Below are 26,689 nucleotides of genomic sequence, written 5' to 3' on the forward strand. Positions count from 1 at the left end.
GCGGGCCTCAGCGCCCTCCGGCGGCTACTGCTGACCGCCGGCCGGTGCCCCGCTGGGCGGCTGTCCCCCCGGGCCTTCGCCGCTCCCGCCTTCCGGTCCTCCCCCGCCCGGGGCGTCGCCCCCGGTGGGTTCCGTGCTGGTGTCGATGGGCACGGTCAGGGTCGCGGTGTAGCCGGCTTCCGGGTTCCGTTGGTGGCGGCGAGCTGGTGGACACCGCCGTCGTCCCCGAAGACGTTGTCGGTCTTGAGGGTGAGCTGGGCGAGGTTCGCGACGGAGGACTCGTAACCGGCCGTCGCGAAGACGGTGTCGCAGGCCTTCTTGGGGACCGCCAGTTGCGAGGTCGACAGCCGTTTGTCGTAGTCGGTGACGGAGTCGAGGTCGGGGTAGACCTCGAAGTGCACGTGGGGCCAACGCCCCGGGTAGCAGGCGGGGAAGACACTGACGAACGTCACCCGGCCCTGGCTGTCCGCCACTTGGACGCCGCGCAGATAGTTCTCGCTCTCGACCCCTTCGGAGTACAGGGAGTACTTGCCGTCCCGGTCGCACTGCCAGGCGTAGACGGCCGCACCCGCCATCGGCTCGCCGCCGCCGACGATGTCCAGCACGGTGAGTTCGAAGGTGAAGGGGATTCCCTGGGCCGTTGTGCTGGAGTCCCCGAAGCTCGACCGGATGTCCTGGCGGACGATGCCGTCCTTGTCCAGGACGTTGACTCCGTTCGTTCCGTCGGCCGGGTAGGGGCCGTTGGTCTCGTCGGGGATCTCCGTCAGCGAGGAGGCCGCCGACGCGGAGGAAGAGGCCGAGGAAGAGGCGGAGGCACGGTTCGCGGACGTGGAGTCCGAGCCGCACGCCGCCAGAGCCGCCATGCCGCCGACCCCGCCGAGGAGTCCCAGGATTCTCCTGCGCGAGTGCAGCGTGCCCAGGTCGAAGCCCAGGCCCTGGTCGACGACCTCTTCCTCCGGGTGCGGCAGCAGACGCCCCTGGTAGGCGGGACCTTCGGGCGTCATGCGGGGTTTCGGCTTGCTCATCGCGTGGGTGCCTTCCGTCAGCGGTGCCGGCACGACGGGGTACGCCGTCCCTGCCGTCCACCATGGCCGCTGAACCCGTGACCGGCCTCGGCCTGGGCTATGAGCCTGCTGAGAAGGGTGACCGCCGGACGCGACGGGACCGCCCCGGGATCGGAGTCCGCATCGTGCGCGACGCAAGAATGACGCCCGACGGAAGTACGACGCTCCACGGAACGCTGACCCGCCTCGTCCCGACCACAGAGGCTGACCTGGACCTGCTGGCCGGGTGGTTCGCCTCCCCGGACTTCGTCGCGTACTGGGGCGGCGTACCCCTGTCACGTACCGAGGTGGCGGCGAAGTACGTCGGACGGCGTCGGCCGCGCGTGCAGTCCTACCTGGTGCTGGCCGAGGGCACCCCGGTGGGCTACGCCCAGTTCTGGTACGCCGACGAGGCCGAGGGCGGCATCGACCTGGTGCTTCAACCGGACGCTCAGGGACGGGGGTTGGGGCCGGACGCCACGCGGGCACTCCTGGCGCACCTGGGCGGCGAGCTGGGCTGGCGGCGCGTGACCGTCGATCCCGTACGCGAGAACGTACGGGCTGTACGCGCGTGGGAGAAGGCGGGATTCCGGCAGGTCACGAGCGGACCCGGGGAACTCCTGATGGAGTTCCGCTTCCCCTCATCGTGATGCACGGGTGCACAACCTTGGAGGGGTGCCGGGTGTCTGGTAAACGCTGGAGGGACGAGCCTCCGGCGCCCTTCCGTACGGAGAATCGGGGATCAGGTGGGGAAGCAGGTCTGGAGAGCCGTCGTGGCCGGTGGTGCGGCGACGGTGTTCACGGCCATGGCGGCGGCACCGGCCGGGGCGGCCGAGGGCGGGGCCTCGTTCAGCCGTATCCAGGTGAACGGCGGCAAGCCGATCGTGATCGGGACGACGAAGGAGGTCGCGGTGCCCGCGTCCTTCCGGATGACGACCACGAAGCAGTGGAAGGCGCCGGGGTTGATCTTCCTCCACCGCAACAAAGGGGAGGAGCAGTTGTGGCACTCGATCGAGACGAACGACTGCCCCAACCGCGTGGGCGCCTGCGACATCACGGAGACGATGTACTTCGACCCGAGCGTGTGGGACATGCGGAACAGCGAGGCCGGGGCCTGGCGGGTCGGGGCCCAGGTGCGCTTCAAGGACGGCAGCGGTGACACCGACGACAAGGGCATGGCGGTGTACGTCCAGCGCAACTCCCGCCTGACCGTCAACGCCTCGCCGGAACCGGTGGCCAAGGGGAAGACCATCACGGTGACCGGCAAGGTCACGCGGGCCAACTGGGAGACCAGGAAGTACGCCGCGTACGGGGGCCGCCACGTCAGCCTGCAGTTCAAGCCTTCCGGCTCCGCCTCCTACACGACGGTGAAGAAGGTGTACGCGAACGGCTCGGGCAACCTCAAGACGACCGTGAAGGCGTCCAAGACGGGTACGTGGCGCTGGGTGTACTACGGCAACACCACCACGGGGGCGTCGAAGTCGTCCGGGGACACCGTCGTGGTGAAGTGAGGCCCGTCGTGCCGACGGGCGGGTGGGGGCTGTTCACCGCCCCGCCGGACGGCACAAGGCGAAGGTGAAACCGGCGGCGGCTTCGCGGGGCGTGACCGACTGGCGGCGTCCCGGCACATCGTGGACGGCGGCCGCGCCCTCGGCCCGGAGCCGGTCGACACCGGCGTCACGGCTCATCACGGCCGCATAGGCGCGGACGTCCTCCTCGGTCAGGTCCGTACGGCCCCGCTCGGCGTACTGCTGGAGAAGGTCGGCGACGTCCGGAGCGAACCGCAGGACGGTCACCGGGGCGCCGAAGCGCCGGGCCAGGCCGATGAGCCGTTCCCGCGCCCGGGGCGTGACGTTCGTCGATTCGGCGATCACGCTGAGCCTGTCGGCGAGCCGGGCGACGATCCGGCGGTCGCGCTCCTCGAAGATCCGCGCGTCGGCGGCGTCCGCCGCGTCGGAGTCCGCCGGCTCGGCCGAAGCGCCGAACAGCTCCGTACGAATCTCGTCGCTGGACACCACGGCGTCCGCCTCGACCTGCCGCCCCTCGACCAGCGCCCGGACGAAGCTCGTCTTGCCGGAGGCGGGCGGTCCGACGAGGACGACGAGTCCGGCGGGAATCCGGATCGGCGGGGTGAGGTCGTGGGGGCGAGGGTGACCGCCTGCGCGGTCCGGTGAGTTCTCCGGCACGGGCCCATCCTCCCGGGTGCGGCCCAGGCCCGTGCTGGCCGGTGCCCGGGAGGGCACCGCGGACCTCGGTGCGACGATCGGATCACTCCGTGACGACATGCTCCCGGTCAGCAGAGCGACGACGTGACGACCCGTCTCCGGGGAGGCCGCGCCGCCGGTCCCGTGGCCGACGGCTCCGGTCCGGACGAGATCGGCCCGTGGCTCGAAGACAACACGTCGGACCTGGCGTGCCCGATTTGTCGCAGCCTGGCTTCAGGCGCGCGGCCTGTCAGATCCCCAGGCCCTGCGCCGCCGCCTCCAGGCGCCGCTCTCGGCGCCGCAGCGAGACGAGCTGGACGAGAACCAGTCCCATCATGACGAAAGCGTAGAGCGCCCATCCGTACGCGTCATCGGCGATGAAGACCACCCCGGCCGCACCCCACAACACTCCGCCGCCGATGAGCAGCCGGGGTGCCCAGCGGTGAGACACCGACCCCGGCCCTCGCCGCATGCGGCTGACCAGGTCGGCCGCAGCCGCGCGCTCGACGGGGTCGTCCGGTGCCTCACCCCGCCGGACGCTGCGGGCCACCCGCAGGTATCTGCTCGTACTGATCCCGAGCCGCGCCGCGTGCCGCCGGTTCAGCCGCCACACGCCGACGGTCGCGCCCGCGGCGAGCAGACCTACGGCGAGGGCGACGACCAGTCCGCGCACAGCGTCTGCAGTCCCCGTGCCGAAGCCCCCTCCCGCCAGGAAGCCCGCCGCCGCTGCCACCACCAGAACGGCGAGGACTACTCCCACCACGCGCAGGCGCTCCCTGCTCACCCCGGCGTCCGTACCCGTACCGACCGGACGAGCCATGTCCTCCACCTCCCCCCGTGCCGAGTTCCCCGCGGGGCGCCTCAGACCTCCTGAGGGTGGCCGCCGTCGCCCTCGACGACGAGCCGGTCCGTGCCGGGCTCCTCCGCGCCCTCGACGACCGTCACGTCGACCGTGCCGTCGCCCGTGGTGTCGAACTGGTAGAGATCCGCTCTGCCGTCGCCGGTCGTATCCGTCATCCACACGTCCGGCTTGCCGTCGCCGTTGGTGTCGGCGCTGAGGAGGAGGTGGTTCTCCTCGCCCTGGGTCGGAGCCACTTCTTCGGTACCCGCGTTGATGCCCGTGTTGGTGTCCATGGCGGCCGGTTGCCCCCGGGCAACCGTTCGAAACCGCTCAAGGACCCGGACCGGTTCGACGCGCGCGGCCTACTTCTTGTGCCACTCGGCGACCGGCAGACCGTCGGGGACCTTGAGCTCGAACGCGCCGCCGATGGCCGTGTCCAGCGCGGAAGCCGGGTCGTTGCCGGCACCGAAGGCGCTGATCGCCAGCAGTTCCTTGAGCTGGGCGCCGGTGCCGCGGAAGGCCTTGGCCCCTTGCATCGCCGTTCGCGCCCCGTCCGCGTCCATCGGCTTGTTCATCCGCTCCAGCAGGTCCGGGGAGACCCAGCACTCCGGGATCCGGTCGAGGTCCCACTCGGCGTACCAGTGCGTGTTGTTGAGCCAATTGCGCGGGGGGATCTGGCCGTCCACGGCCACCAGGTAGAAGGTGAACTTGATGTTGCCGAGGGAGCGCCAGTCCGCGACGTTGGTGTGCTCGCTCGCCCTGCCGGCGGCCGCGTTGTCGTAGGTCGACGCGATCTGCTGGAAACTCGGAGGCGTGTTCGGGTCGCTGCCGGTGTAGTGGCGGATCGTCCACCGCTTGGCCATCAGCGGCGCCGCCATCTTCCGGCGAACGGCCTTGACCTTCTGCAGTGCCTCGGAGGCGTCCTTGATGCTGCCGAGCATGTCGAAATCGACCTGTCCCTCGCCGGCCGGGAACTGCTGGGACGTCATGTACTGCATGAGTTCCCAGGCGTCGTCCTCGGAGTGCCCCGACTTCTTGAGCGCGGCGACGATCTGCTCGGGCGTCTTCGCCTCCCGCAGTTCCTTGTCCGCGGTCCGCTGGATGTGCACAGCCCCGGATCCCTGGTGCGCACCGTCGGCCGGCGCGGCCGCGTGGCCGGACTCTCCGTGCTCCTCCTGCCGCTCCCGGGCGATGGCGCGGGCGACGGCCGTGTTGCCCGCCGCCCGTGGCAGGTGGTGGTGCGGTCCGGCGAGGGGCTCAGTGCCCACGAAACTCGCCGACCGCCCCTGCGGGGACCTCTGTTCGGCCTCTTCCTTCTCGCTGCTGCGTGCGCGCACGGGCACTCATCCCTGGTCGTGGACTACACCTCGGACCACAGCGTGCAGCGGAACGCCGGTCCTTGGAAGGGACATGGGGGCAGACCGCGGGTAGCGCGAGTGCCCTCGGAGCCGCGGTCCATGGCCGGCCGCCGTTCATCGCAAGGAGCCGGTACGGAGCAGACGCCGGCGCGAGGAGAGACCGGCGTCGTCAAGGAACAGGCCGAACGTCGCGGGCCCCACGCCCCCTCCTGGCAACCCAGAGCCTGACCGCGGCGACGGCTGTCGCCCCCGCCATGACGAGGGCGAGTCCTCGTTCGCCCCGGACGAGGAGCAGGCAGGTCAGTACGGCGTCGATCGGAATGATGGCGAGCATCAACCGCTCGTCCCGCTTGCTCCTGATGCGGAACACCTGGGAGATCCGCCCATCGGGAGCGGCTTTCGCAACGGTGAGGACAGCGGTCAGCAGGAGGAGTACGGCCACAAGGAACCATGCCGACGGAGTGCGGTGGGCGAGAGCCACCGCGAGAGACACGAGGAGTGCCGAGACCACGACGACGAGGGCGACATCAACTCTGCCGTACCGGCTGGGCATCAAACCTCCCACGGGTACGGCCTCAGTCGGCCAGGGCGTAGCCGCGCCACGCGGCGAGGCCGAGCAGGACGACGTACAGGAGAACCTTCCCGTTCAGCCCCGCCATGCCGGTACCGGAGATACAGGTACCGGCCGTCTGCCGCAGGGGGTGCTTTCAACTGCGGCCCTTGCGCGAGAGGAACCAATAGAGGAGGGGGATGGCGACAATGACAAAAATGAGAATGGCCGAGGTCCGCGAAGCTCCGGCAATGCCGACTACCAGCCCGATCGCGAGGAAGGTAAGTATGACAGAGGTAAGGAGAAATAGTTGCCTTTTATCCATTTTGTTCCTCAGTGGCTTGACGGAGGGAGGCGTTCTGCGCGCCTCCCTCCGTGCGGTCTGCATCTAGCGTCAGAGTCGAGACCCAATCACGAACCCGACGCCGAATCCGGTTCCGGCCAGTCCGCCGACCAGGGTCCCGGCTGCAGTTCCAGCGCCGGGAATGATCGAACCGATTCCGCCTCCTACGAATCCGCCAATCGTTGCTGTAGATCCGATAAACCCTATGTCCGACTTGAAATCGTCAACAGAGTAGAGGCCTGTGGGGTCGATGCGGTTGACGGGGTCGCCTGCGGCGTAGAGGTAGGGGTTCTGTTCCTGGCCGGACGGATCGGCTTGAGTGAAGCGGCCGAGGTTCGGGTCGTAGTAGCGGGCCCCCATCTTGTACAGCCCTGACGGATCGAGATAGGTGCTGGTGTAGCGGAACGGCTGGTTGGTGCCCGTGCTGGTGCGAGTCTCGCCATAGGGGCCGTAGGAGTAGGTGGCGGTCCTCTTACCGGACGCGTCGACCAGGCCGATGACGGAGTTCTGGGCGTCGGTGAGGTAGTACTGGCTGCTGCCGCCGCTCCTCATGGCGACCAACGTGCCCGAGGGCTCGCGAACGAAACCGGTAGCGGCGCCGGAGACACTCTGCCCAGTGACGCCGACGGCAGTGTTGGTGAACGCCGTGGAACCGGCCGTCAAGCGCTGTGTGTTGTCGGTGCCCGCATAGGTCTGGCTCGTGGTGATGCCGGACTGGGTGTAGGTGCCGAGCTGGGAGTAGGGCGTCCAGGTTTCGTCGGTGCGGGTGCCGGTGGGGCTGGCGGCCGAGGTCTCGTTGCCGACACCGTCGTAGCTGAAGTTGTCGTTGCCGTCGAGCGAGGTCAGCTGGCTGGCGCCGTTGTAGACCGCCTTCTGCTCGGCGTCGTCGCAGGAGGAGGGCAGCGACGTTCCGGTGGAGCGGCCGGTGCGGTTCCCGGCCTTGTCGTAGCAGTAGGACCAGCCTGCCGTCGTCGAGCCCGACTTGGTCTCGACGGCCTTTGTCAGGCGGCCCAGAGTGTCGTAGGTGTAGGCGAGCGCCGCGCCGTCGGTGGTGCGCTTGCGGACCTTGTCGGTGTCCACGCCTGAGTTGGCGTAGTCGTAGGAGATCGAGGACACCGTGGTAGAGCCGGACTTGACCTCGATCTTCGTGGGGCGGCCGGAGTCGTCCGGAGTGACGTTCTGAGTGGTTCCGCCAGGGAAGGTGGTTCTGGTGCGTTCACCGTTGTTGTTGTACGTGAAGCTGGTCTTCGCGCCGCCGGGCTCGGTGACGGAGGTCAGCATGTTGGCGTCATCGTAGCCGTAGGTGACGGTCCCTGCTGAGTCGGTGGCGGTGGCGACGTTGCCGGTGGAGTCGTAGGTGATGGACGTGGCGGGGGTGGCGGGCAGGGTGCGGGTGCGCTCGCGGTTCTGCTCGTCGTAGGTGAACGTCGAGGTGCCGCCGGGGGTTGTTCGGGTCTTGAGGTTGCCGTCCGCGTCGTAGGTGAATGCCGCCTTCGCCGAGCCGGCGTTCTGGGTCTTGATCCGGTCGCGGTTGTCGTAGGAGTAGGTCGTGGTGACCTCTCGACCGTCGGTCATCGTTTTCTGACGGCCGAGGTCGTCGTAGGTGAAGGTGATCGGCTTCAGCGGGGACGGCGGGGTGACCTTGGTCAGGTTGCCCTGGGAGTCGTAGGTGTAGCTGGTCTTCTTCTCCCGCGGGTCGGTGGCGCTGCAGCGCTGGCCGGGCAGCCCGCCGCACTTCATCGTCCCGGACTTGGGGTTGTAGTCGTAGCTCCACTTGGCGGCGGTTCCGCCGGAGGTGGAGTCGGTGGAGGTGAGCAGGTTGCCTGAGGTGTCGTAGCCGTTGGAGGTCTTCTGCGCCGAGGCCGTGGTGGCGGTCTCGGGGAAGTAGCCGCTGCCCTTCTTCACCCAGGTCGCCGTCGCTGACGCCCCCGTGGGGATGGTCGCTGTGGTGGGGTTGAAGGCGCTGTCGTACTTGTAGCTGGTGACGTTGCCGTCCTCCGGGGCTGCGCCCATCGCGTCGGTGGCGGTGGCGATGTCGTTGTCCGGGCCCCAGGACTTCGAGCGGGTGTGACCGAGCGGGTCTTCCGTCTTCTTGGTGCGCCAGTAGCCGTCGACCGTCTTGATGGTGTTCTTGCCCCGCGGGTCGGTGACGCGCACCACGCCCTCGGCGTTGGGGTTGTTGTTGGGGGGCAGGATCCAGCGGAAGGCCGTGGTGTTGCCGTCGCCGGTGGAGTTGGTGACCACCCGGTTGACGGAGGCGACCCGGTCGCTGTCCCAGGTGAACTTCGTCTGCCGGCCCTCGGCTGTCGTGACCTTGGCAAGGCGGTTCGAGGTGTCGTAGTCGAATACGGTGGTCTTGCCGTCGGTATCGGTGAACGTCCTGATCAGATCACCGGAGTAGGTGTAGCTGATCGACCGGCCCGTGTTGTCCGTGACCTTGGTGATGTGCTTGCCGTCGTTGGTGAACGTCAGCGCGCGTCCGGACGCCGAGGTGATCTTCGACGTGAAGTTGCCGGAGTAGGTGATGGTGGTGGCGTTGCCGTTCTTGTCCTCCACCTTCGACACGCGCGCGACACCGGTGGTGCCGGAGCGGGAGAAGGTGTTCTTCTCACCGGTGCGGCGGCTGGTGAGAGTGAAGGACTTCTTGTCCGACGCCTCGGTCAGGTCCTGCTTGTAGCCCTTGGCCGGGGTGAGGGACGAGCCGGAGCGGGCGAAGACGCCGACCGTGCCGGTGGGGCCCTGCACGGACACACCGTCGGCGGTGGGCTCCTCGATCCGGTAGTCGGCGCCGGAGGTGGCATTCCAGCCGACACCGTTGAGGCTGTTGAAGGTGTTGCCGTAGGCCAGGCCCGGGCCGGAGTCGGCTATGTCGAAGCCGTCGACGGTCAGCAGCAGGTTGCCGTTGCCGTAGTTGACCTGGGCGCTGACGCCGTCCGAGAGCTGCGCGGTGAAGAACTCCGACCACGGCACCTGCCCGATGCCGAGGGCGTAGAAGCCGGGGTCGGCCGCGGCCGACTGGACCACCGGCCGGCCGACCTTGCCTGTCGCCTTGAACGCCGTGCTCGCCGGGGCCGTCGTCGTGCCCAAGGGCGAGGGGGACGTCTTGGCCGCCGCGGCGGTGGAGGGGGCCGTCGCGGGCTGTGCGGATGCCGGAACGGCGGTGGCCATGGTCGCGGTCGCGGTGGCCGCCGCCAGGATCGACAGCGGCAGCCAGTGTCTGCGCCGACGGAACGCGGGCATGCGAGGATTCACGAAGGTCTCTCCGATGCGTTGAATGAATGCGGAGTGAGCAGGGCCTACGGGGCGGCACCCCTGCACGGGTGCCGCCCCCTCCCGCCCGGGGGTACGTTTCACAAGGCCGTCGGCATGGCGCCGACGCTCGGGCCTGAGTCAGCAGCGCTTGGACGTGCGAGTGTGCAGCGGCTGCGGGTCTCCCGGGATGCTCATCGTCCCGTCGCCCGAGGTGCACTCGTCCACCGTCTTGGCCGCGTTCCCCCAGAACTCCTGCGCGTGGGTGCCGAACACGTCCTTGCGGCCTACCAGCGCGTTGCGCTCGTAGGACCACACTCCGACCGTCAGGTCGAAATTGATCTTCTGGTCCAGGAACGACTTCCACGCCCACACATAGCCGTAGTTCTCGTCGCACTTCGCCGAGTAGAACTGCTTCACCGAGGCGATCTTCTCGGTGCCCCGGTAGATGTACTCCGTCGTGCCGATCTGTGCAGCGTCCGAGCACACCCCTGCGGCCGTCGCCACGCTGCTGAGCGGATTGCCGGCCTCGGTGCCTGCCGCCCCCGCTGCCTCGTTCGCCGCTTGCTCCCGCGCGGTCTGGCCTGGGCCGGTCGCCGCCGAGGCAACTCCTGGACCCAGAACTGACAACGCTGTCGCAACAACCGCAGCGAGACCCGTTATGCGCGCACGTCTCACGTGCACTACCCCCCTTGAAAAAGCGCGCAGCCACCCGAAGCGGACTCGGGCTTCCACGCGCGTTGGAAGACGCACCCACCGGCACGCCTCCCCATCCTCATCACATTTCCCCACCGGAGTGGCATATTCCGCGGGCGTAAGTACACACGGTGATCACATGACCGTGTGTCAGGGCAAGGATTTTGATCGCCCAAACCTTTGAAAGAGAGGCCAGAGTCCGGTATTAACAGGCGAATCGAGGTTGGGGCGCGCAAGTCATGTGGACCCCGAGGAAAGCGCTATCCATGTGACGTGCGCTACACGCATAGAAGCCAAGTGCTGGGGCACCAGCGCCGGTTGAGACCATGTCCTATGCGGCGAGTCGGAGGGGTCGTTCGTAGCAGCAGAGGGTTGCGACGAGGCCGAGGAAGGCCAGGTAGTCGCGGGGGGGGTGGCGTTCGTAGCGGTGGTTGAGCCGGCCCCAGACACCGGCTCTCGACCAGATCAGGAACCTACGGTGGGCTGTTGACTTCGATATCCCGAAGCACGGCGGCATTGCCCGCCAGGAGCATCCGCTGACCAGGACGTAGATGATCGCGGCGAACAACGTCTCATCAGGCGTGTCCTGCGTCCCACCACCCTGCGGCCGCACCTTCGACGGCGGGATCAGCGGCTCCGCGATCTCCCACAACCCATCGGGAACAATCCAAGTCCACATACCCCGCCCCATGGTGAACCCAGCGATCGACTCACCACGCAGGACACGGTCCAAGCGCCCGCTTAACAGCGGATGCGCGAGCAATCAACCGCCGCCTACGAGAAGTTCAGGACGTTCGTGCTGCGAAGCTCAGCGAGGAGGACCTCGTGCAGTCGGGGCTGAACGCGGCAGGCAGCTTCAACCGGCCGACGCAAGGCCGGCCTCCAGGGGGCTGCATGCACTACGGAGCGTTCCTCAAGAAGGTCGTGAAGGACAAGAAGCTCAGCCCCGGCTCGTGCTATCAGACCAGGCTGACCCCGAAGAACGGCAAACTCACGGAGGTCAGCGCAGGAAACTGCAAATGAGTCACTGCTGACCTGCGGCCCTTTCCGAAATCTCTCTGACAGGAATCCATGGACAGAACTGCATCACGCCGACCGTGGTGGGTGTGCCCCTCGTCTGCTGCGTTCTCGTCGCCGCCGTGGTGCTCCTCGACGCCGCCCGGTACGTGGCCGTGCCGGTCGTCTTCGCGGTGAGCGGCGGCTTCGAGTGGGCCTGGGACCGGTACGCGAACAGGCGATCCGCCCAGCCGAACGGAACGGACGGCCCTGGGGGCCACTGATCCGGGGCATCTCAGATGCCTCGACGAGTGCCCCTTCTCTCCCTGCGGCAGGATGCCCCACCATGCGCGGCACAGTGGGGCATCCTGCTGCTCGGTTCCTCAGACGGTGTCGAACGTCCCGCCCCGCACGCCCGCGACGAACGCCGCGAAGGCGGTGGCGGGGACGGCGACCACGGGGCCGTCGACGGCCTTGGAGTCACGGACCGGGACGATGCCGTGCGTGGCGGCGAGGTTCGCGGCGACCTCGATGCAGTCGCCGCCGTTCGAGCTGTACGAGGACTTGAACCAACGAGGGGATTCGGTCGTCACGGGGTGCCCTTTCGCAACTGGCTGATCTTGGCCACAGACGCCGCCTTCGACAGCGCCTCGCCCTGGAGTTGATGGTAGGTCGTGAGCATGGGCACCACGAACGAGGTTTCGCGCTCGACATGTCCCAACGCCTGAGACTCGGCATACGCGACGATGGATCGGTCCGCAAGGGTGAGCAGGTTGACCGGGAGATTGAACGCCCTCCTCGCCCCCAGGCTGAACGGCGCCACCTGGATGATCCAGTTGGGCAACGCGGCCATCTCTTCCAGCCTTCGCAACTGAGCGTTCATGATCTCCGGCCCCCCGACAGCTTGGTACAGGCAGCTCTCGTCCATGACGACAAAGACCATGGGCGGCCGTGGCCGCACCAAGGCCGCCTGCCTCTCGGCCAGGAATGAGACGCGTTCGTCGGCCTGCTCCGGGGAGATGGAACCGCGCTGGACGTCCCCATAGGCAACAGCCCGCGCGTACTCAGGGGTCTGCAACAGCCCAGGAACGAGGCCGACCTGGAACAGCCTGATCTCCACCGCCCGGCCCTCGTACCCCACGTACTCCGGGAAGCCCTCCAGCAGGTTCCCGTGCTTCATCTCCTGCCACTGGCGCTCGAACGACTCGCTCGAACCGATGAGATCAAATAACCGGTCCGCTTTCCTCGCGAAAGGCAGAGTCGCCGGTTTGCGGCCAGTTTCGATCGCCGAGATGTGCCTGCCCGAGCAGCCGACCATGTCAGCCACCTGATCCTGGATCCAGCCACGTTCCTCGCGCATGCTGCGCAGACGCGCACCGAAGGCCGCCTGCGGGCCCGCTTCCGGATTCAGTTCCTTGATGTTGGCCAACGTGCCCTCCCAGATCCCCACGTTGAAGACGTCACGACCCTAGGTCACGCTGAATCGCCCCGGTAGCCAAACGGCTACGGAGAGGAGCGATCGATGTACGGCGAGAACTTACGCCCGAATAACCAGGAACCCCCCGACCTCCCCGCCCCCGGAACCCTCATGGTCGACACCAGCCGCGCCGACCGCGTGGGCGAATTCCGAGGGGTCGCCGGCCCCTACTGGTCGCTGAGGCCCGTCGGCGGCGGGGCGGAGTGGGAGGCCGAGCCCCGCCACGTACGCCCCGCCCTCCTCATAGAGCAGCTCCGCGCCCGTACCGCTCGCCTCAACGCCCGCAGCCGGGGTGAGGTCCTGTGAATCCGCAGCCGTATCCGCATCCGCACCCCCTCGCCGAACTCGTCCGCATCGAGTCCGACCCGGCCTACCGAGCGCTCTTCTGCGCCGAGTTGGACGCAGCCATCCAGGACCGCTTCGCGAACCGCGCCGCCGTGGTCGCCGAGGTCCAGGCGGCGGCCGACCGGCTGCGGGCGCTGATCCTGCACGCCGAACCCGGGCCGTCCACATGACGCGGCGCGTCACCGGGTACGCCGCCGAGGTCACCGTCTCCGACGGGCAGCGGTTCGCCACCCTCGGCGGGGTCGTCGTACGGAACCGGCGGCTCGTCCTCCTCTGGCTCCGGCGGCAGGCGCTCCGGCTGGCCAACGGTCACGGGCTGCCCCTCGCGGCCGAGGCCGTACGGCTGTCGACCGGCGACGACGTACGGCCGGTCTACTTCCACGGCTCGGACGCGCCCGAAGAGTTGCGCCGCTGGGCCACCCACAGCGCTCACCAGGACCACGCGATACAGACCCTGGAGGCGGGGTTTCCCGCGCTGTTCACCGTTCTCGATCCCGCCGTCGGGCTGAGCCTGACGCTCGCCGGGTGGCGCGGCCGCCCCGGCGACCGGTAGTCCCCCGCCACGAAACGGAGTTGGATGTCGTGCTCCAGTGCACCGCCGTCACGTTACTTCCGCCCGACGCCGTGCTGCTGCTCACCGCGCCCGGGACGGACAGCCCCGAAGACCCCGAGCCGTACGTCCTGTGCGAACTCGGCGAGCACGACAGCACCCCCACCGGCCCGCACACCGAACACGCCGCCTACCTCCGGCCCGGCCGAACGCCCGACTCACCGGCGCTCTGGTTCTTCTGGACCGGTAGCGGCCCCGAACGCACCCACCGGGCCGAGCCCGCCCCCTGGTGCCCCGCCGTCCTGCGTCGGCTCGACTCCGGCCTCGTACGGCGGTGCGCGCTCTTCGACCACCACCCCGCGTCCCACTCCTGGGACGTGACCGATCCGCTCGGCGACCTGATCGCGGAGCGGCTCGTCTCCGGCGACTCCCCCGAAGGGTGACCCCGTAACCGTGAACCAGTGCACCGCCGTCGCGCTACTGCCGCCCCCGGAGCACGTACTCGCCCTGTCGGCCCCCGGCCCACCGCCCGGGGGCCGGACACGTCCTCTGCGAACTCGGCGAGGGGTGTTCCATCAGGCCGCGTACCGCATCGCGGCACCGACTCGGCCGCCCCCGAAAACCCTTTGGCGGCCCCCGACCCTCCGTCATCCTGTGGACGCCCGCCACCCTGCCCCCCGATTCCGCACCGGCGCCGCTGATCCTGATCGGCCACCCCCCGCTGGAGCTCGGCCGGATGTATCCCCGGCTGGCGCGGCGGGCGCGGCATTACGTGGCGGAGTACGGATTCGCCGCCGCCACCATCGAGCTCCCCGGCTGCGGTGTACGGCCCCGGTGGGCCGCCGCCGAGCAGGCCCGCGCCGATCTGCGCCGGGCGATGGCTGTGGAGAGCGGTGGGGTGGTCGGCGGCGAGATCGTCGACGCCCTCATCCTTCCGCTGGTCGACCGGGCGGTGCCGGAATGGCAGGCCGTCCTGGACGAACTGCTGGCGCTGCCCGGGATCGGCGGGCCGGTCGGGTACGAAGGGGGCGTCATCTCCATCGGCGTCCGCCTCGCGGTCGTCGAGCCGCGCATCGTGGCCGCAGGTCTCTTCGCCGGAAGCCTCGTGCCCGCCGCCGTGTTCGAGGAGGCCGCCGGGTCACGATTCCCCTGCACGTCCTGCTGCAGTGGGACGACGAGGGCAACGACCGGCAGGCGGCCCTGGACCTGTTCGACGCCTTCGGGTCCCGGGAGAAGACCCTGCACGCCAACCTCGGCGGGCACACCGGCGTACCGCAGTTCGAACTCGACACGGGGCCCGGTTCTTCGCCCGGCACTTGACGGGCGAGCCCCGCTGACCGGTGCGGGTGACGCGCTCCGCCACCTGGGTCAGCACAGCGACTGTGTCCCTATGACCGACAGCAGCCGCAGCCGCTCGTAGCTCTCGCTGCCCGGCGCGGCCGTGTACACGAGCAGGCTGTGCGACTGGTCCGGGTCCAGCAGCCGCTGGCAGTTCAGCTCCAGGACGCCGACCTCGGGGTGGATGAAGCGCTTCACCTCGTTCGGGCGGATGCCGATCTCGTACTCGTCCCAGAGCCTCCGGAACTCCTCGCTCCCCTCGCGCAGCAGCTCGGCGCAGTACGCGGCCCGGGAGCCGGTCCCCCGCAGGGTGGCCAGCTCCCGCAGGCCGGAGGCGAACATCCGGGAGAGGAAGGCGTGGTCCTCGGCCACGTACTGCGCCCGGGTGTCGGGGTCGGTGAACCACCGGTAGCCGATGCTGCGCGCGAGGCCGGTGTACCGGGTCGTGTCGCCGGTGAGGGCGACGCCGAGCGGGGTCTGCCGCAGCGTCTCACCCAGTTCGGTGACGATCTCGGCGGGGGTGTCGTCCAGCCGGTCCAGGATGCGGAGGAGGCCGGGGCTGATGTGTTCGCCGGTGGTGCCCCGGACGGGTGGCGTGTGGCCCGAGAGGCGGAAGAGGTGGTCGCGCTCGTCCAGGGAGAGGTGGAGGCCCTGCGCTATCGAGGCGATCATCTGCTCGGAGGGCTGCGGGCCGCGTTCCCGTTCCAGCCGGGCGTAGTAGTCGGTCGACATGTGGCACAGCACGGCGACCTCCTCGCGGCGCAGCCCACTGGTCCTGCGGCGCTGCCCGCGCGGGAGGCCGACGTCCTCCGGTTGCAGCTGCTCCCGGCGGCGCCGCAGGAACGCGGCGAGGCCGGGGCGGTCGATCTCCATGTCTCCTCCGCCTCCTCTCGCGGCACCGGTCGGTTCCTGAGCCGCTCGGGCCCCCTCGGCGTCCGGTGGCCCCTGCTCTCTTTGTAGCGCCCGGAGCCGCCCGCAGCCACGGACCGTCGATCCCCCCATACGGCCCCGCCGGCTCCCGCCCCGGTCTCCCGTACGGCGGCGCTCGTCCGGCCGCGCGCCGTGCCGGGCCCTAGCCTCGCCTCGCGGATCGGTGGACCGGGAGGCCCTGGATAGGCCGGGGCGCCAGGGTCACCGTGGAGAGAGCCCCACCTCACAGGCCCAACGTCACAGGCCCGACCGCGGAGGCCCTACCGCACCGGCCCCGCCGGTCACAGGCCCGACCCCGGGGCCCGACCTCACAGGAGTGATTCTCATGGCCCGCCAGCCCATCGACCTCCCCGTCCCCGACCTCGCGGGCAAGCGCGCCGTCGTCACCGGAGGGAGCGACGGCATCGGCCTCGGGATCGCGGCCCGGCTCGCCGCCTCCGGAGCCGAGGTCGTGCTGCCGGTACGCAACCCGCGCAAGGGAGAGGCCGCCGTCGCCGACATCCGGCGGCAGGCACCCGGCGCGCAGGTGTCGCTGCGCACGCTCGACCTGTCCTCGCTCGACTCCGTCGCCGCACTCGGCGACTCCCTCGTCGACGAGGGCCGGCCGATCCATCTGCTGGTCAACAACGCGGGCGTCATGACCCCGCCCGACCGGCAGACGACCGCCGACGGCTTCGAGCTGCAGTTCGGCACCAACCACCTCGGGCACGTCGCCCTGGTCCTCCGGCTGCTGCCCCTCCTGCGGGCCGGGCAGGCCCGGGTGACCTCGCAGATCAGCGTCGCCGCCAACCGCAACTCCATCAACTGGGACGACCTCAACTGGGAACGGTCCTACAACGGCATGCACGCCTACAGCCAGTCGAAGATCGCCTTCGGGCTCTTCGGGCTGGAGCTCGACCGGCGCAGCAAGGCCGAGGGCTGGGGCATCACGAGCAACCTCTCCCACCCGGGCGTCGCCCCGACGAGCCTGCTCGCCGCCCGCCCCGAAGTCGGCCGCGCCAAGGACACGTTGGGCGTCCGCCTGATCCGTCTGCTGTCCGCCCGGGGCATCCTGGTCGGCACCGTGGAGAGCGCGAAGTTCCCCGCGCTGTACGCGGCGACCTCGCCGGAGGCCCGGGGCGGTGCCCTCTACGGGCCGGGCGGGCCCGGCAACTTGGGCGGCCCGCCCGCCGAGCAGAAGCTCTGCAGCCGGCTGACCGACCCCGAGGAGGCCCGGCGGGTGTGGCGGGTCTCGGAGGAGCTGGCCGGGGTCGCAAGTCAGCAGCCCGGTAGGTGAGTTGCCCGTGCCGAGGAGCGGTTGTTAGCGTCACGCCCGCGCAAGAGACGCGTGCTCGGTCGGACAGGGAGGTTGATGAATATGGCTGCCGTCGGCTGCCTTCGTCATGCCCTTGTCCGGCCCGCGCGCTGACGACAGCGCGGCCCGGGTCGTTTCCCACGACCAGGAGAACACGTGTCTTCCTCTTCTACACCCGCCCCCACCGATTCACCCGCCCCCGCCGACCTCACGACCGAGCGCCTCGTCCTGCGTTCCTGGACCTCGCAAGAGGCCGCCGCGGTCCTTGAGGGCAGCAGGTCCACGCGCTGGGCGGACGACTTTCCCGCCGAGGGCGACCGCGTGATCGCGGGCCTCTTCGGAGAGCGTCCCGCCTGGTTCGACGCCTACGGCCACCGCCTGGTGGTCGAGCGCGGGAGCGGCCTGGTGGTGGGCTCGATCGGCCTGTTCTGGCCGCCCGGCGAGGGCGTCGTCGGCATCGGGTACGGCATCGTGGCCTCCCGTCGCGGACGGGGTTACGCCACCGAGGCCACCCGGGCGCTCGCAGAGTTCGCCCTCACCGCGGTCGAGGTCCACACCGTGTCCGCCGATGTGGAAGGGGCCAACCCGGCCTCGGTCCGCGTACTGGAAAAGGCGGGCTTCCAGCGGTGGGCCGGCCCGGAGAGCGCGGACCAGCCGGCCCGGTTCAGGCTCACGGGTCAGGACTGCGTGCGGCGGTGAACGCCAGGGCCCTGGAGGCATTGCCTCCAGGGCCCGTTCGGTGGTGTCGCGGCGTCAGCTCTGCGCGGGCGACGCGTTCTCGTCGGCGCTCGGCTCCGCGGTGGTGGACGTCTGGGCCTCGGCGCGCTCGCGCATCTTGCGGACCAGCTCCTGCTTCTTGTCCTCGGCGACCTTGCGGTCGGCGACGCGCGCGGAGCCCGCGCCCTGCTGGTCGGCGCGGGACAGCTTCTTGCGCTGTCCGCCCACGCCGAGGAGGTTGTTGCGGCTCTTGGCCATGGTGTTCTCCCCTACGGAAGGTGAAGTGAGTCAGGTGACGGTGATCGGGGCCGGTCGCGCCGGTCCCGGGCTGCGGCGGGGTGTGTGCACCCGCCGCGCTCTCACTCGTAGATCTGGAAGAACGAAGACATGCGGAAACCGTACCCCGCTCCCCGCGAGCACCGCACCAGGTTTTCCGGCCGTCGAGGGTCTCAGGCCGCCGGGGAGGAGTCAGGCCGCCGGGTCGACCGTCGCCTGGTGGGCCTCCGCCAGGTGCTCCTCGGCCTTGAGCCAGGGCAGGAACTGCGCCGAGCGCCGCCAGGCGCAGGTGGTGCAGGTCAACTGGCGCGTCACGCCCGACTTCCGTACCTGCACGACGTGTTCACGGCCGTGCTGGTCCCATCTGCTGACCTTGCTGGTGGTGATCGACGGCATGGCGTACCTCCCGGAACAGCGGCGGGGGCTCCGGTGGACCGTACGACGAAGCCCCCGGTTCCGTACCCGGAACCGGGGGCCTCACGCACAGATGCGGGTGTCAGCAGCCGAGCAGACGCGCGCCCAGGTACGCCTGGATCTGGTCCAGCGAGACACGCTCCTGCTTCATCGTGTCGCGCTCCCGGACGGTCACCGCGTTGTCGTCGAGCGTGTCGAAGTCGACGGTGACGCAGAACGGGGTGCCGATCTCGTCCTGACGGCGGTAGCGGCGGCCGATGGCGCCGGCGTCGTCGAACTCGATGTTCCAGTTCTTGCGCAGGTCGGCCGCCAGGCCCTTGGCCTTCGGCGAGAGCTGCGCGTTGCGGGACAGCGGCAGGACCGCGACCTTGACCGGGGCCAGGCGGGGGTCGAGGCGCATCACGGTGCGCTTCTCCATGACGCCCTTGGCGTTGGGGGCCTCGTCCTCGACGTAGGCGTCGAGCAGGAACGCCAGCATCGCGCGGCCGACACCGGCCGCGGGCTCGATGACGTACGGCGTCCAGCGCTCCTGGGCCTCCTGGTCGTGGTAGCGCAGGTCGGTGCCGGAGGCCTCGGAGTGCGCCTTGAGGTCGTAGTCGGTGCGGTTGGCCACGCCCTCCAGCTCGCCCCACTCGCTGCCGCCGAAGCGGAAGCGGTACTCGATGTCCGCGGTGCGCTTGGAGTAGTGGGAGAGCTTCTCCTTCGGGTGCTCGAACCAGCGCATGTTCTCCTCGCGCATGCCGAGGTCCGTGTACCAGTTCCAGCGCTGGTCCATCCAGTACTGCTGCCACTCCTCGTCCTCGCCCGGCTTGACGAAGAACTCCATCTCCATCTGCTCGAACTCACGGGTCCGGAAGATGAAGTTGCCCGGAGTGATCTCGTTCCGGAAGGACTTGCCCATCTGCGCGATGCCGAACGGCGGCTTCTTGCGCGAGGTCTGGAGCACCTGGCCGAAGTTGGTGAAGATGCCCTGGGCGGTCTCGGGACGCAGGTAGGCGACCGAGCCGGAGTCCTGGGTCGGGCCGAGGTGGGTGGAGAGCAGGCCCGAGAACTGCTTGGGCTCGGTGAAGGTGCCCTTGTTGCCGCAGTTGGGGCAGTTGAGGTCGGCGAGGCCGTTGACCGGCGGCTTGCCGTGCTTCTCCTCGTACGCCTCCTCCAGGTGGTCGGCGCGGTAGCGCTTGTGACAGGAGGTGCACTCGGTCAGCGGGTCCGAGAAGGTGGCGACGTGACCGGAGGCGACCCAGACCTCGGGGGCCAGGATGACCGACGAGTCGATACCGACCACGTCCTCGCGCGCGGTGACCATGTAGCGCCACCACTGACGCTTCAGGTTCTCCTTCATCTCGACGCCCAGCGGCCCGTAGTCCCAGGCGGCCTTCTGGCCACCGTAGATCTCACTGCAGGGGTAGACGAAGCCACGGCGCTTGCTCAGGCTGACGATGGTGTCGATCTTGTCGGCGGCCACGGTGCTCTCTTCATACGACGATGACGAACGGCGAATGACTCAGGTTACCGGCGTGCGCACCCCCCGGATCAAATCGGTAGGGGCTCAAAAGAAGCCCCGTGCCGTCGGCTCGTGATCTTCCGGGCATCTCATCAGCCTTGTTGACAATCGTTTCCACTTTTGTTGAAAATGACTGTCATGAACGTACGTCGCCTCATACCCACCACCGCCGTCGCCGGAGCAGTCGTCCTCGGTCTGACCGCTCTCTCGGCCTGCTCCACCTCCGACGCGGCGGACGGGGGCAACGGCGACAAGCTCAAGGTGACCGCGTCGTTCTACCCGATGCAGTTCCTGGCCGAGAGGATCGGCGGCGAGCACGTCGCCGTCACCAGCCTCACCAAGCCGGGCGTCGAGCCGCACGACCTGGAGCTCACCCCGCGCCAGATCGGCTCCATCAGCGAGTCCGACTACGTGCTGTACCTCAAGGGCATCCAGCCCGCCGTGGACGACGCGATCAAGCAGTCCGGTGTGCAGAACACCGTCGACGCCGCGACCCTCACCACGCTGGAGAACCACGGCTCCGAGGTCAGCGGCCACGACCACGGCCACGAAGGCGAGGAGCACGCGGACGAGCACGGGCACGAGGGCGAGGAAGCCCACGAGGAGCACTCCGAGGGCGACGGCCACAACCACGGCGAGGAGGGCGGCGCCGACCCGCACATCTGGCTGGACCCGGTGAAGTACGCCGAAGTCGCCAAGGGTGTCGGCAAGTCGCTGGAGAAAGCCGACCCCGACCACGCCGCCGACTACCAGAAGAACACCGACGCCCTCGTCGCCGAGCTGGGCGAGCTGAACACGGCGTACGAGACCGGGCTGAAGAACCCGGCCACCAAGACCTTCATCACCACCCACTCCGCCTTCGGCTACCTCGCCGAGCGCTACGGGCTCACCCAGCAGGGCATCGCGGGCATCGACCCCGAGGCCGAGCCGAGCCCCGCGCGGATCCAGGAGATCCACACCATCGCGGAGAAGGAGAAGGCCACCACGGTCTTCTTCGAGACGCTCGCCAGCGACAGGACGGCGAAGACCCTCGCGAAGGACACCGGGCTGAAGACCGGCGTCCTGGACCCGCTGGAGGGAATTACGGACAAGTCCCAGGGCGCTGACTACATCGAGGTCATGGAGTCCAACCTCGCCGCGCTGCAGAAAGCCCTCGGCGCGAAGTGACCCGCACCACCCGCATCACCTGTGACGTTCGGATCGGAGGCGCTCATGCCGGAGCGTGAGAGCACCCCCCGCGAGGCCGTGATCAGCCTGCGCTGCGCCACGGCCACCCTCGGCGCGCGCCCCGTGCTGCGCGGGGTCGACCTGACCGTGCACCGCGGCGAGGTCGTCGCCCTGCTCGGCGCCAACGGTTCCGGCAAGTCCACCGCCGTGCGGTCGGTCATCGGGCAGGTCCCGCTGACCGGCGGCAGCGTCGAGCTGTTCGGCACCGAGCTGCGCCGCTTCCGCCGGTGGGGCCGGATCGGGTACGTCCCGCAGCGCACCACGGCCGCAGGCGGCGTGCCCGCCACGATCCGCGAGGTCGTCGCCTCCGGCCGGCTGTCCCGTACGGGGCTGCGGTGGCCCGGGAAGGCGGACCGGGCTGCCGTGGACCGTGCCATCGAGCTGGTGGGCCTGGCCGACCGTGCGAAGGACTCCGTGAGCGCCCTGTCGGGCGGCCAGCACCAGCGCGTGCTGATCGCCCGCGCCCTGGCCTCCGAGCCGGAGCTGCTGATCATGGACGAGCCGATGGCGGGGGTGGACCTGGCCAGCCAGGAGATCCTGGCCTCGACCCTGCGCGAGCAGGTGGCGCTCGGCACCTCCGTGCTGCTGGTGCTGCACGAGCTGGGCCCGCTGGAGCCCCTGATCGACCGGGCCGTCGTCCTGCGCGACGGCTGCGTGACGCACGACGGGCCGCCGCCCGAGGCACTCGGCCAGCACGCCCTGCCCGGCCACGACCACGTACACCCCCACGCGGCCGCCGAGCCCGTCCGGACGGGACTGCTGACCTGATGCTCTTCGAATTCCTCAACCCTCCGTTCATGCAGCGGGCGCTCATCGCGGCCGTGCTGGTCGGGATCACCGCGCCCGCCATCGGGATCTACCTGGTGCAGCGGCGCCAGGCCCTGATGGGCGACGGCATCGGGCACATCGCGATGACCGGCGTCGGCCTCGGCTTCCTGCTCTCCACCAGCCCCGTGTGGATGGCCACCGCCGTCGCGGTGGCCGGCGCCGTCGTGATGGAGCTGATCCGCTGGTACGGACACACGCGCGGCGACCTCGCCCTCGCGATGCTGTTCTACGGGGGCATGGCGGGCGGCGTCATGCTGATCAACCTGTCCGACACCGGCTCCAACGCCAATCTGACCTCGTACCTCTTCGGCTCGCTCGCCACCGTCTCCGAGTCGGACGTCGTCGCGATCTGCGTCCTGGCGGCCTTCGTCGTGCTGGTCACGGTGGGGCTGCGGCGGCAGCTGTTCGCGGTCAGCCAGGACGAGGAGTTCGCCCGGGTCTCCGGGCTGCCCGTCCGGGTGCTGAACCTGCTGGTCGCGGTCACCGCCGCGGTCACCGTGACCGTCGCGATGCGGGTCGTCGGGCTGCTGCTGGTCAGCGCGCTGATGGTGGTGCCGGTGGCGGCCGCCCAGCAGATCACCAAGTCCTTCAAGGTCACGTTCGTCCTGTCCGTGGTGATCGGCACCGCCGTCACCCTCACCGGCACCGTGACCTCGTACTACCAGGACGTTCCGCCCGGCGCGACGATCGTGCTGCTGGCCATCGCGGTGTTCGTCGCGCTGACCGCGCTCGCCGCTCCGCTCGCGCGACGGCGCGCCCGGGCGAGCGAGGCGAAGGGTGCCGAGTGCACCCTGGAAGTACCACCCGCCCGGCGGGGCGCGGACGACGTGCGCGTTTGAGTACGGCGCCCGGTCGGGCTGGCACAATGGCCCGACACATGTACGGGCGACACGAGGAGGCACCTGTGGCCACGGCGCCGATCAGTGGCACGAACGCAGCGCCGGTACGCGGCCGGTCCACCCGGCAGCGGGCGGCGGTGGCGGCGGCGCTCGACGAGGTCGACGAGTTCCGCAGCGCCCAGGAGCTGCACGACGTCCTCAAACACCGCGGCGACTCCGTGGGCCTCACAACGGTCTACCGGACCCTGCAGTCCCTCGCCGACGCCGGTGAGGTCGACGTCCTGCGTACCACCGAGGGCGAGGCCGTCTACCGGCGGTGCTCGACCGGCGACCATCACCACCACCTGGTCTGCCGGCTCTGCGGCAAGGCCGTGGAGGTCGAGGGCCCGGCCGTCGAGCAGTGGGCCGAGATGATCGCCGCCCAGCACGGCTATGTGAACGTCGCGCACACCGTCGAGATCTTCGGCACCTGCGCGGAGTGCGCCGAGAAGAAGGCGTAACGGACGTACGACGAAAGGGGCGGGCCCGGTGCACCACGCACCGGGCCCGCCCCTTTCTCGGCTCACTTGGCGGCTTCCGCCTCCTGCGCCCCGCCGAAGCGGCGGTCGCGCTGGGCGTACTCCAGACAGGCCCGCCACAGGTCCCGGCGGTCGAAATCCGGCCAGAGAACGTCCTGGAAGACCATCTCGGCGTAGGCGCTCTGCCAGATCAGGTAGTTCGAGGTGCGCTGCTCGCCGCTGGGCCGCACGAAGAGGTCCACGTCCGGCATGTCCGGGTAGTACGTGTACTTCGCGAAGGTCTTCTCGTTGACCTTGGACGGGTCCAGCTTCCCGGCCGCCACGTCCTGGGCGATGCGCTGCGCGGCGTCCGCGATCTCGGCGCGGCCGCCGTAGTTGACGCAGAAGTACAGCGTCATCTTGTCGTTGTCCTTCGTCTGCTCCTGGGCGACCTGGAGCTCCTGGACGACGGACTTCCACAGCTTGGGCATGCGGCCCACCCAGCGGATGCGGATGCCGAGTTCGTCCATCTCGTCGCGGCGGCGGCGGATCACGTCGCGGTTGAAGTTCATCAGGAACTTCACCTCGTCCGGCGAGCGCTTCCAGTTCTCCGTGGAGAAGGCGTAGAGCGAGAGGTTCTTCACGCCCATCTCGATACAGCCCTTGAGGACGTCCATGACGACGCCCTCACCGACCTTGTGGCCCTCGGTGCGGGGCAGGCCCCGCTCCTTCGCCCAGCGGCCGTTGCCGTCCATCACGACGGCGACGTGCTGGGGCACCAGCTCGCCGGGGATCTTCGGCGGCACCGCGCCCGAGGGGTGCGGCTCGGGGGTCTTGTACGTGCGCCGGTTACGGCCGCCGAGGATCCCGCGTACTGCCATGTGCTTCTCAGTCTCCCTGTGTCACTTCTCCACGCACCGCGTCGTCTGCCCGACGCACCGCGTCACTTCTCGACGCACCGCGTCACTTCTCGACGCACCGCGTCACTTCTCGACGTACCGCAGCGAGCGCAGGCCGCGCTCCAGATGCCAGTGCAGATAGGCGGACACCAGCCCGCTCCCCTCCCTGACATGACGCGCCTCGCACGCGTCCGCCGTCGCCCAGTCGCCGCTGAGCAGCGCGCTCAGCAGTTCGAGTGCCTGTGCCGAGGGTACGACGCTGCCGGGCACCCGGCAGTCACCGCATATGACGCCCCCCGCCGCGACGGAGAAGAACCGGTTCGGACCGGGCATTCCACACTTGGCGCAGTCCTCGAAGCTGGGCGCGTAGCCGTTGACGGCGAGCGAGCGCAGCAGGAACGCGTCCAGGATCAGATGAGGGGCGTGCTCGCCCCGGGCGAGGGTGCGCAGGCCGCCGACGAGCAGCAGATACTGCTGGACGGCCGGTTCGCCCTCGTGGTCGGTGAACCGCTCGGCGGTCTCCAGCATCGCGGTGCCCGCGGTATAGCGGGCGTAGTCGGCGACGATCCCGCCGCCGTACGGGGCGATCGTCTCGCTCTGGGTGCAGAGCGGCAGCCCGCGGCCGACCAGCTCGCTGCCGCGCGCGAAGAACTGCACGTCGACGTGGGAGAAGGGCTCCAGGCGGGCGCCGAACTTGGACTTGGTGCGGCGCACCCCGCGGGCGACGGCGCGGACCCGGCCGTGGCCGCGGGTCAGGATCGTGATGATCCGGTCGGCCTCGCCCAGTTTCTGCGTACGCAGCACGATGCCGTCGTCCCGGAACAAGCTCATGGGCCCATTGTCGCCCACCGGGGGCGGCCTGCGGGAGCGTCTACCCGCGGTAGCTGCCGGGGGTCCGGCCCATGACGCGGGTGAACGTGTCGATGAAGGCGCTGGGGGTGGCCCAGCCACACCTGTGTGCCGCCTGTGTCACGGTGGCTCCCTCGCTCAGTTCGATCATCACCTGGAAGATCCGGGCGTTGGTGCGCCACTGGGGATAGGTTCCGCCGAACTCCGCGCGGAAGAGCCGTCCCAGCTGCCGCTCACCCACGCCGACGCGTCCGGCCAGCCAGGGGAGGGTCCGCGGCTGGGACAGATCCTGCAGTACGAGGCGGCATGCGGCGGCCAGGCGGGGGTCGCGGGCCGTGGGGAGCTGCAGGGCGGTGATGTCGGCACGCAGCAGCCGGTCGTTGATCACACCGAGCAGCCGGCGGCGCTCGGCAGGTGCGAGGCCGGGCTCGGTGCAGGCGATCAGCAGTTCGCGCAGGAGTGGGCCCACGGCGATGACCGTCGGCGTCGTGTAGGGGAGCGTCGTCCGGCCGGTGGGAAACATCAGGGCCGGCTGATTAAGGCTGTCGAACGAAGCCGAGTCCCTGCGAACGCTGAACGAAGTCGAGTTCCCGCGAACGCCTACGCGTTCCGGCGAACGCCTACGACGGCGTACGGGCCGCCTCGGCCAGCACCCGGGCGGTCTCCTCGGCGGGGATGCCGAGGGCGCTGCCGACCGTCGTCAGGACCTGGCGCTCGGCGGCGCAGTAGGGCCCGTCGGCCAGGGCGATCCGGGCGCCCTGGAGGAGGACGGACGCGCGGCCGGCGGTGGCCAGGTGCGGGGCGAGCGGGGCCAGCACCTCGTGCAGCTCGATGGCGAGGGTGGGGCCGCAGGCCTCGGCGGCCGGGTCGGTGCCGGAGCCGCGGCCGGTGTCGGCGGCCAGCACCTCGACGACCGTGAACAGCTGCTCCTGGGTGCAGTCGTCGAGCCCGGCGTCGCGCACGGTGGCGACGGCGGCCTCCAGGACCGTGCGGGAGGTGGTGCCCCCGGCGGCGAGGACGGCCAGGGTGACGGTGTGGACGGCCTCGCGGAGCATCGTGGAGAACCGGGTCGTGGTGGGGTGCTCCAGCGCCTCGGGGGCGTGGTGGGCCAGGCAGGCGGCGCACTCGACGACGGGCTCGGCCTCGCCCCGGCCGACCAGCGGGACTCCGAGGACGGTGAGACGGCGGCGGCCGGTGAGCCGGCGGTAGTTGCGGTCTCCCCCGCAGCACGGGCAGAAGAAGACGCCGTCGCCGACGGCGTCCCAGACCGTGCGAACGCCGCAGAGGACCGGCCTCAGAGCGCGTTGTCCTTTGGCTGACCGCACGTCGCACACCTCCGTAACGCTCCGGCAACACTGCCGTGTGTTGGACGTGATGTTAGCCACATTCGCGAGGGGGCGTCAGCCTCTTGGACGTCACAACTCC

31 protein-coding genes and 3 pseudogenes are annotated in these 26,689 nt (G+C 69.7%); 15 read left to right on the top strand and 19 right to left on the bottom strand.

What is annotated here, in order from left to right:
• Positions 1–24: 24 nt before the first annotated feature.
• A pseudogene (locus tag WQO_RS10270) lies at positions 25–1,004 on the bottom strand (dioxygenase family protein).
• 200 nt (positions 1,005–1,204) lie between these two features.
• Here WQO_RS10270 and WQO_RS10275 point away from each other — a divergent pair.
• A complete protein-coding gene (locus tag WQO_RS10275; RefSeq protein WP_010064213.1) occupies positions 1,205–1,693 on the top strand; it encodes a GNAT family N-acetyltransferase in 489 nt (162 codons plus the stop codon).
• Between the two features lie 96 nt (positions 1,694–1,789).
• Complete coding sequence (locus tag WQO_RS10280; protein WP_029182705.1) at positions 1,790–2,554, top strand: hypothetical protein; 765 nt, start codon at positions 1,790–1,792, stop codon at positions 2,552–2,554.
• A 33-nt stretch (positions 2,555–2,587) separates the two neighbouring features.
• On the opposite strand, the gene WQO_RS10285 is transcribed toward WQO_RS10280, so the two are convergent.
• From WQO_RS10285 to WQO_RS10320, 8 genes and pseudogenes are all read right to left on the bottom strand, one after another.
• A complete protein-coding gene (locus tag WQO_RS10285) occupies positions 2,588–3,229 on the bottom strand; it encodes an ATP-binding protein (RefSeq protein ID WP_010064210.1) in 642 nt (213 codons plus the stop codon).
• Positions 3,230–3,497: 268 nt separating this feature from the next.
• Positions 3,498–4,067 (bottom strand): hypothetical protein, encoded by a 570-nt coding sequence (locus WQO_RS10290; RefSeq protein WP_010064209.1) that lies wholly within the window; start codon positions 4,065–4,067, stop codon positions 3,498–3,500.
• A 41-nt stretch (positions 4,068–4,108) separates the two neighbouring features.
• The gene (locus tag WQO_RS10295; RefSeq protein ID WP_010064208.1) at positions 4,109–4,381 is read right to left on the bottom strand and encodes a hypothetical protein; all 273 of its coding nucleotides are present in this window, start codon (positions 4,379–4,381) and stop codon (positions 4,109–4,111) included.
• 69 nt (positions 4,382–4,450) lie between these two features.
• Positions 4,451–5,425: a hypothetical protein gene (locus WQO_RS10300; protein ID WP_010064207.1), complete on the bottom strand. Its 975-nt coding sequence runs from the start codon at positions 5,423–5,425 to the stop codon at positions 4,451–4,453.
• Between the two features lie 190 nt (positions 5,426–5,615).
• Positions 5,616–5,999, bottom strand: a complete 384-nt coding sequence (locus WQO_RS10305; protein WP_010064206.1) for a hypothetical protein — start codon at positions 5,997–5,999, stop codon at positions 5,616–5,618.
• A 391-nt stretch (positions 6,000–6,390) separates the two neighbouring features.
• Positions 6,391–9,579 (bottom strand): RHS repeat-associated core domain-containing protein, encoded by a 3,189-nt coding sequence (locus WQO_RS10310; protein WP_010064205.1) that lies wholly within the window; start codon positions 9,577–9,579, stop codon positions 6,391–6,393.
• Positions 9,580–9,729: 150 nt separating this feature from the next.
• Positions 9,730–10,095 (bottom strand): hypothetical protein, encoded by a 366-nt coding sequence (locus WQO_RS10315; RefSeq protein ID WP_237274115.1) that lies wholly within the window; start codon positions 10,093–10,095, stop codon positions 9,730–9,732.
• Positions 10,096–10,714: 619 nt separating this feature from the next.
• Positions 10,715–10,975, bottom strand: a pseudogene (locus WQO_RS10320) (transposase); the annotation flags it as partial.
• Positions 10,976–11,178: 203 nt separating this feature from the next.
• Between WQO_RS10320 and WQO_RS37125 the strand changes: the two are divergent.
• Positions 11,179–11,307 (top strand): hypothetical protein, encoded by a 129-nt coding sequence (locus WQO_RS37125; RefSeq protein ID WP_257721841.1) that lies wholly within the window; start codon positions 11,179–11,181, stop codon positions 11,305–11,307.
• 74 nt (positions 11,308–11,381) lie between these two features.
• A complete protein-coding gene (locus WQO_RS10325) occupies positions 11,382–11,564 on the top strand; it encodes a hypothetical protein (protein WP_010064201.1) in 183 nt (60 codons plus the stop codon).
• Positions 11,565–11,663: 99 nt separating this feature from the next.
• Here WQO_RS10325 and WQO_RS10330 read toward each other — a convergent pair whose 3' ends face one another.
• Both WQO_RS10330 and WQO_RS10335 read right to left on the bottom strand, forming a co-directional pair.
• Positions 11,664–11,873 (bottom strand): DUF397 domain-containing protein, encoded by a 210-nt coding sequence (locus WQO_RS10330; RefSeq protein ID WP_010064200.1) that lies wholly within the window; start codon positions 11,871–11,873, stop codon positions 11,664–11,666.
• Entirely contained in the window at positions 11,870–12,709 is an 840-nt protein-coding gene (locus WQO_RS10335) for a helix-turn-helix domain-containing protein (RefSeq protein WP_029182699.1), read from the bottom strand. The genes WQO_RS10330 and WQO_RS10335 overlap by 4 nt, the downstream gene beginning before the upstream one ends.
• A gap of 93 nt (positions 12,710–12,802) precedes the next feature.
• Here WQO_RS10335 and WQO_RS10340 point away from each other — a divergent pair, with 93 nt between their 5' ends.
• The 5 genes and pseudogenes from WQO_RS10340 to WQO_RS10360 all read left to right on the top strand — a co-directional run bounded on the left by WQO_RS10340 (position 12,803) and on the right by WQO_RS10360 (position 14,989).
• Positions 12,803–13,063 (top strand): hypothetical protein, encoded by a 261-nt coding sequence (locus WQO_RS10340; RefSeq protein ID WP_010064198.1) that lies wholly within the window; start codon positions 12,803–12,805, stop codon positions 13,061–13,063.
• The gene (locus WQO_RS10345; protein ID WP_010064197.1) at positions 13,060–13,272 is read left to right on the top strand and encodes a hypothetical protein; all 213 of its coding nucleotides are present in this window, start codon (positions 13,060–13,062) and stop codon (positions 13,270–13,272) included. The genes WQO_RS10340 and WQO_RS10345 overlap by 4 nt, the downstream gene beginning before the upstream one ends.
• Positions 13,269–13,655, top strand: a complete 387-nt coding sequence (locus WQO_RS10350; protein WP_010064196.1) for a hypothetical protein — start codon at positions 13,269–13,271, stop codon at positions 13,653–13,655. The genes WQO_RS10345 and WQO_RS10350 overlap by 4 nt, the downstream gene beginning before the upstream one ends.
• 29 nt (positions 13,656–13,684) lie before the next feature.
• Positions 13,685–14,095, top strand: a complete 411-nt coding sequence (locus tag WQO_RS10355; protein ID WP_010064195.1) for a hypothetical protein — start codon at positions 13,685–13,687, stop codon at positions 14,093–14,095.
• 131 nt (positions 14,096–14,226) lie between these two features.
• A pseudogene (locus tag WQO_RS10360) lies at positions 14,227–14,989 on the top strand (alpha/beta hydrolase).
• Positions 14,990–15,020: 31 nt separating this feature from the next.
• Here WQO_RS10360 and WQO_RS10365 read toward each other — a convergent pair.
• Positions 15,021–15,863: a helix-turn-helix transcriptional regulator gene (locus tag WQO_RS10365; protein WP_010064192.1), complete on the bottom strand. Its 843-nt coding sequence runs from the start codon at positions 15,861–15,863 to the stop codon at positions 15,021–15,023.
• Between the two features lie 382 nt (positions 15,864–16,245).
• Between WQO_RS10365 and WQO_RS10370 the strand changes: the two genes are divergently transcribed.
• Positions 16,246–17,196, top strand: a complete 951-nt coding sequence (locus WQO_RS10370) for an SDR family oxidoreductase (RefSeq protein WP_010064191.1) — start codon at positions 16,246–16,248, stop codon at positions 17,194–17,196.
• Positions 17,197–17,370: 174 nt separating this feature from the next.
• Positions 17,371–17,913: a GNAT family N-acetyltransferase gene (locus tag WQO_RS10375; RefSeq protein ID WP_010064190.1), complete on the top strand. Its 543-nt coding sequence runs from the start codon at positions 17,371–17,373 to the stop codon at positions 17,911–17,913.
• Between the two features lie 54 nt (positions 17,914–17,967).
• Here WQO_RS10375 and WQO_RS10380 read toward each other — a convergent pair whose 3' ends face one another.
• From WQO_RS10380 to WQO_RS10390, 3 genes are all read right to left on the bottom strand, one after another.
• Complete coding sequence (locus WQO_RS10380) at positions 17,968–18,189, bottom strand: DUF6243 family protein (RefSeq protein WP_010064189.1); 222 nt, start codon at positions 18,187–18,189, stop codon at positions 17,968–17,970.
• Positions 18,190–18,399: 210 nt separating this feature from the next.
• Positions 18,400–18,603: a hypothetical protein gene (locus WQO_RS10385; RefSeq protein ID WP_010064188.1), complete on the bottom strand. Its 204-nt coding sequence runs from the start codon at positions 18,601–18,603 to the stop codon at positions 18,400–18,402.
• A gap of 100 nt (positions 18,604–18,703) precedes the next feature.
• Positions 18,704–20,086, bottom strand: coding sequence for a glycine--tRNA ligase (locus WQO_RS10390; protein WP_010064186.1), 1,383 nt, complete (start codon positions 20,084–20,086; stop codon positions 18,704–18,706).
• A 177-nt stretch (positions 20,087–20,263) separates the two neighbouring features.
• On the opposite strand from WQO_RS10390, the gene WQO_RS10395 reads away from it, so the two are divergent.
• The 4 genes from WQO_RS10395 to WQO_RS10410 all read left to right on the top strand — a co-directional run bounded on the left by WQO_RS10395 (position 20,264) and on the right by WQO_RS10410 (position 23,519).
• Positions 20,264–21,292: a metal ABC transporter substrate-binding protein gene (locus WQO_RS10395; protein ID WP_010064185.1), complete on the top strand. Its 1,029-nt coding sequence runs from the start codon at positions 20,264–20,266 to the stop codon at positions 21,290–21,292.
• A gap of 45 nt (positions 21,293–21,337) precedes the next feature.
• Complete coding sequence (locus WQO_RS10400) at positions 21,338–22,120, top strand: metal ABC transporter ATP-binding protein (RefSeq protein WP_029182698.1); 783 nt, start codon at positions 21,338–21,340, stop codon at positions 22,118–22,120.
• Entirely contained in the window at positions 22,120–23,019 is a 900-nt protein-coding gene (locus WQO_RS10405) for a metal ABC transporter permease (protein WP_010064183.1), read from the top strand. Before WQO_RS10400 ends, WQO_RS10405 begins: the two co-directional genes overlap by 1 nt.
• Before the next feature lie 65 nt (positions 23,020–23,084).
• Complete coding sequence (locus WQO_RS10410; protein WP_006124317.1) at positions 23,085–23,519, top strand: Fur family transcriptional regulator; 435 nt, start codon at positions 23,085–23,087, stop codon at positions 23,517–23,519.
• 62 nt (positions 23,520–23,581) lie between these two features.
• Here WQO_RS10410 and WQO_RS10415 read toward each other — a convergent pair whose 3' ends face one another.
• From WQO_RS10415 to WQO_RS10430, 4 genes are all read right to left on the bottom strand, one after another.
• Positions 23,582–24,397 (bottom strand): isoprenyl transferase, encoded by an 816-nt coding sequence (locus WQO_RS10415; protein ID WP_010064182.1) that lies wholly within the window; start codon positions 24,395–24,397, stop codon positions 23,582–23,584.
• 102 nt (positions 24,398–24,499) lie between these two features.
• On the bottom strand, positions 24,500–25,246 hold the full coding sequence (gene recO, locus WQO_RS10420; RefSeq protein ID WP_006124319.1) for a DNA repair protein RecO: 747 nt from the start codon (positions 25,244–25,246) through the stop codon (positions 24,500–24,502).
• Positions 25,247–25,286: 40 nt separating this feature from the next.
• Positions 25,287–25,787 carry a helix-turn-helix transcriptional regulator gene (locus WQO_RS10425; RefSeq protein WP_010064181.1) on the bottom strand — a complete coding sequence of 167 codons (501 nt, stop codon included), beginning with the start codon at positions 25,785–25,787 and terminating at the stop codon, positions 25,287–25,289.
• Positions 25,788–25,884: 97 nt separating this feature from the next.
• Positions 25,885–26,589: a TerB family tellurite resistance protein gene (locus WQO_RS10430; RefSeq protein ID WP_029182697.1), complete on the bottom strand. Its 705-nt coding sequence runs from the start codon at positions 26,587–26,589 to the stop codon at positions 25,885–25,887.
• Positions 26,590–26,689 lie beyond the last annotated feature (100 nt).

It is taken from the genome of Streptomyces globisporus C-1027 (assembly GCF_000261345.2).
Taxonomy (GTDB): Bacteria; Actinomycetota; Actinomycetes; order Streptomycetales; family Streptomycetaceae; genus Streptomyces; species Streptomyces pakalii.

Excerpts from the sequence above, each read along its gene's own strand:
- WQO_RS10275 (WP_010064213.1), top strand. The coding sequence starts at position 1,205 with ATGACGCCCGACGGAAGTACGACGCTCCACGGAACGCTGACCCGCCTC.
- WQO_RS10290 (WP_010064209.1), bottom strand. The coding sequence starts at position 4,067 with ATGGCTCGTCCGGTCGGTACGGGTACGGACGCCGGGGTGAGCAGGGAG.
- WQO_RS10295 (WP_010064208.1), bottom strand. The coding sequence starts at position 4,381 with ATGGACACCAACACGGGCATCAACGCGGGTACCGAAGAAGTGGCTCCG.
- WQO_RS10305 (WP_010064206.1), bottom strand. The coding sequence starts at position 5,999 with ATGCCCAGCCGGTACGGCAGAGTTGATGTCGCCCTCGTCGTCGTGGTC.
- WQO_RS10310 (WP_010064205.1), bottom strand. The coding sequence starts at position 9,579 with ATGCCCGCGTTCCGTCGGCGCAGACACTGGCTGCCGCTGTCGATCCTG.
- WQO_RS37125 (WP_257721841.1), top strand. The coding sequence starts at position 11,179 with ATGCACTACGGAGCGTTCCTCAAGAAGGTCGTGAAGGACAAGAAGCTC.
- WQO_RS10340 (WP_010064198.1), top strand. The coding sequence starts at position 12,803 with ATGTACGGCGAGAACTTACGCCCGAATAACCAGGAACCCCCCGACCTC.
- WQO_RS10350 (WP_010064196.1), top strand. The coding sequence starts at position 13,269 with ATGACGCGGCGCGTCACCGGGTACGCCGCCGAGGTCACCGTCTCCGAC.
- WQO_RS10365 (WP_010064192.1), bottom strand. The coding sequence starts at position 15,863 with ATGGAGATCGACCGCCCCGGCCTCGCCGCGTTCCTGCGGCGCCGCCGG.
- WQO_RS10370 (WP_010064191.1), top strand. The coding sequence starts at position 16,246 with ATGGCCCGCCAGCCCATCGACCTCCCCGTCCCCGACCTCGCGGGCAAG.
- WQO_RS10380 (WP_010064189.1), bottom strand. The coding sequence starts at position 18,189 with ATGGCCAAGAGCCGCAACAACCTCCTCGGCGTGGGCGGACAGCGCAAG.
- WQO_RS10385 (WP_010064188.1), bottom strand. The coding sequence starts at position 18,603 with ATGCCGTCGATCACCACCAGCAAGGTCAGCAGATGGGACCAGCACGGC.
- WQO_RS10395 (WP_010064185.1), top strand. The coding sequence starts at position 20,264 with ATGAACGTACGTCGCCTCATACCCACCACCGCCGTCGCCGGAGCAGTC.
- WQO_RS10400 (WP_029182698.1), top strand. The coding sequence starts at position 21,338 with ATGCCGGAGCGTGAGAGCACCCCCCGCGAGGCCGTGATCAGCCTGCGC.
- WQO_RS10405 (WP_010064183.1), top strand. The coding sequence starts at position 22,120 with ATGCTCTTCGAATTCCTCAACCCTCCGTTCATGCAGCGGGCGCTCATC.
- WQO_RS10415 (WP_010064182.1), bottom strand. The coding sequence starts at position 24,397 with ATGGCAGTACGCGGGATCCTCGGCGGCCGTAACCGGCGCACGTACAAG.
- recO (WP_006124319.1), bottom strand. The coding sequence starts at position 25,246 with ATGAGCTTGTTCCGGGACGACGGCATCGTGCTGCGTACGCAGAAACTG.
- WQO_RS10425 (WP_010064181.1), bottom strand. The coding sequence starts at position 25,787 with ATGTTTCCCACCGGCCGGACGACGCTCCCCTACACGACGCCGACGGTC.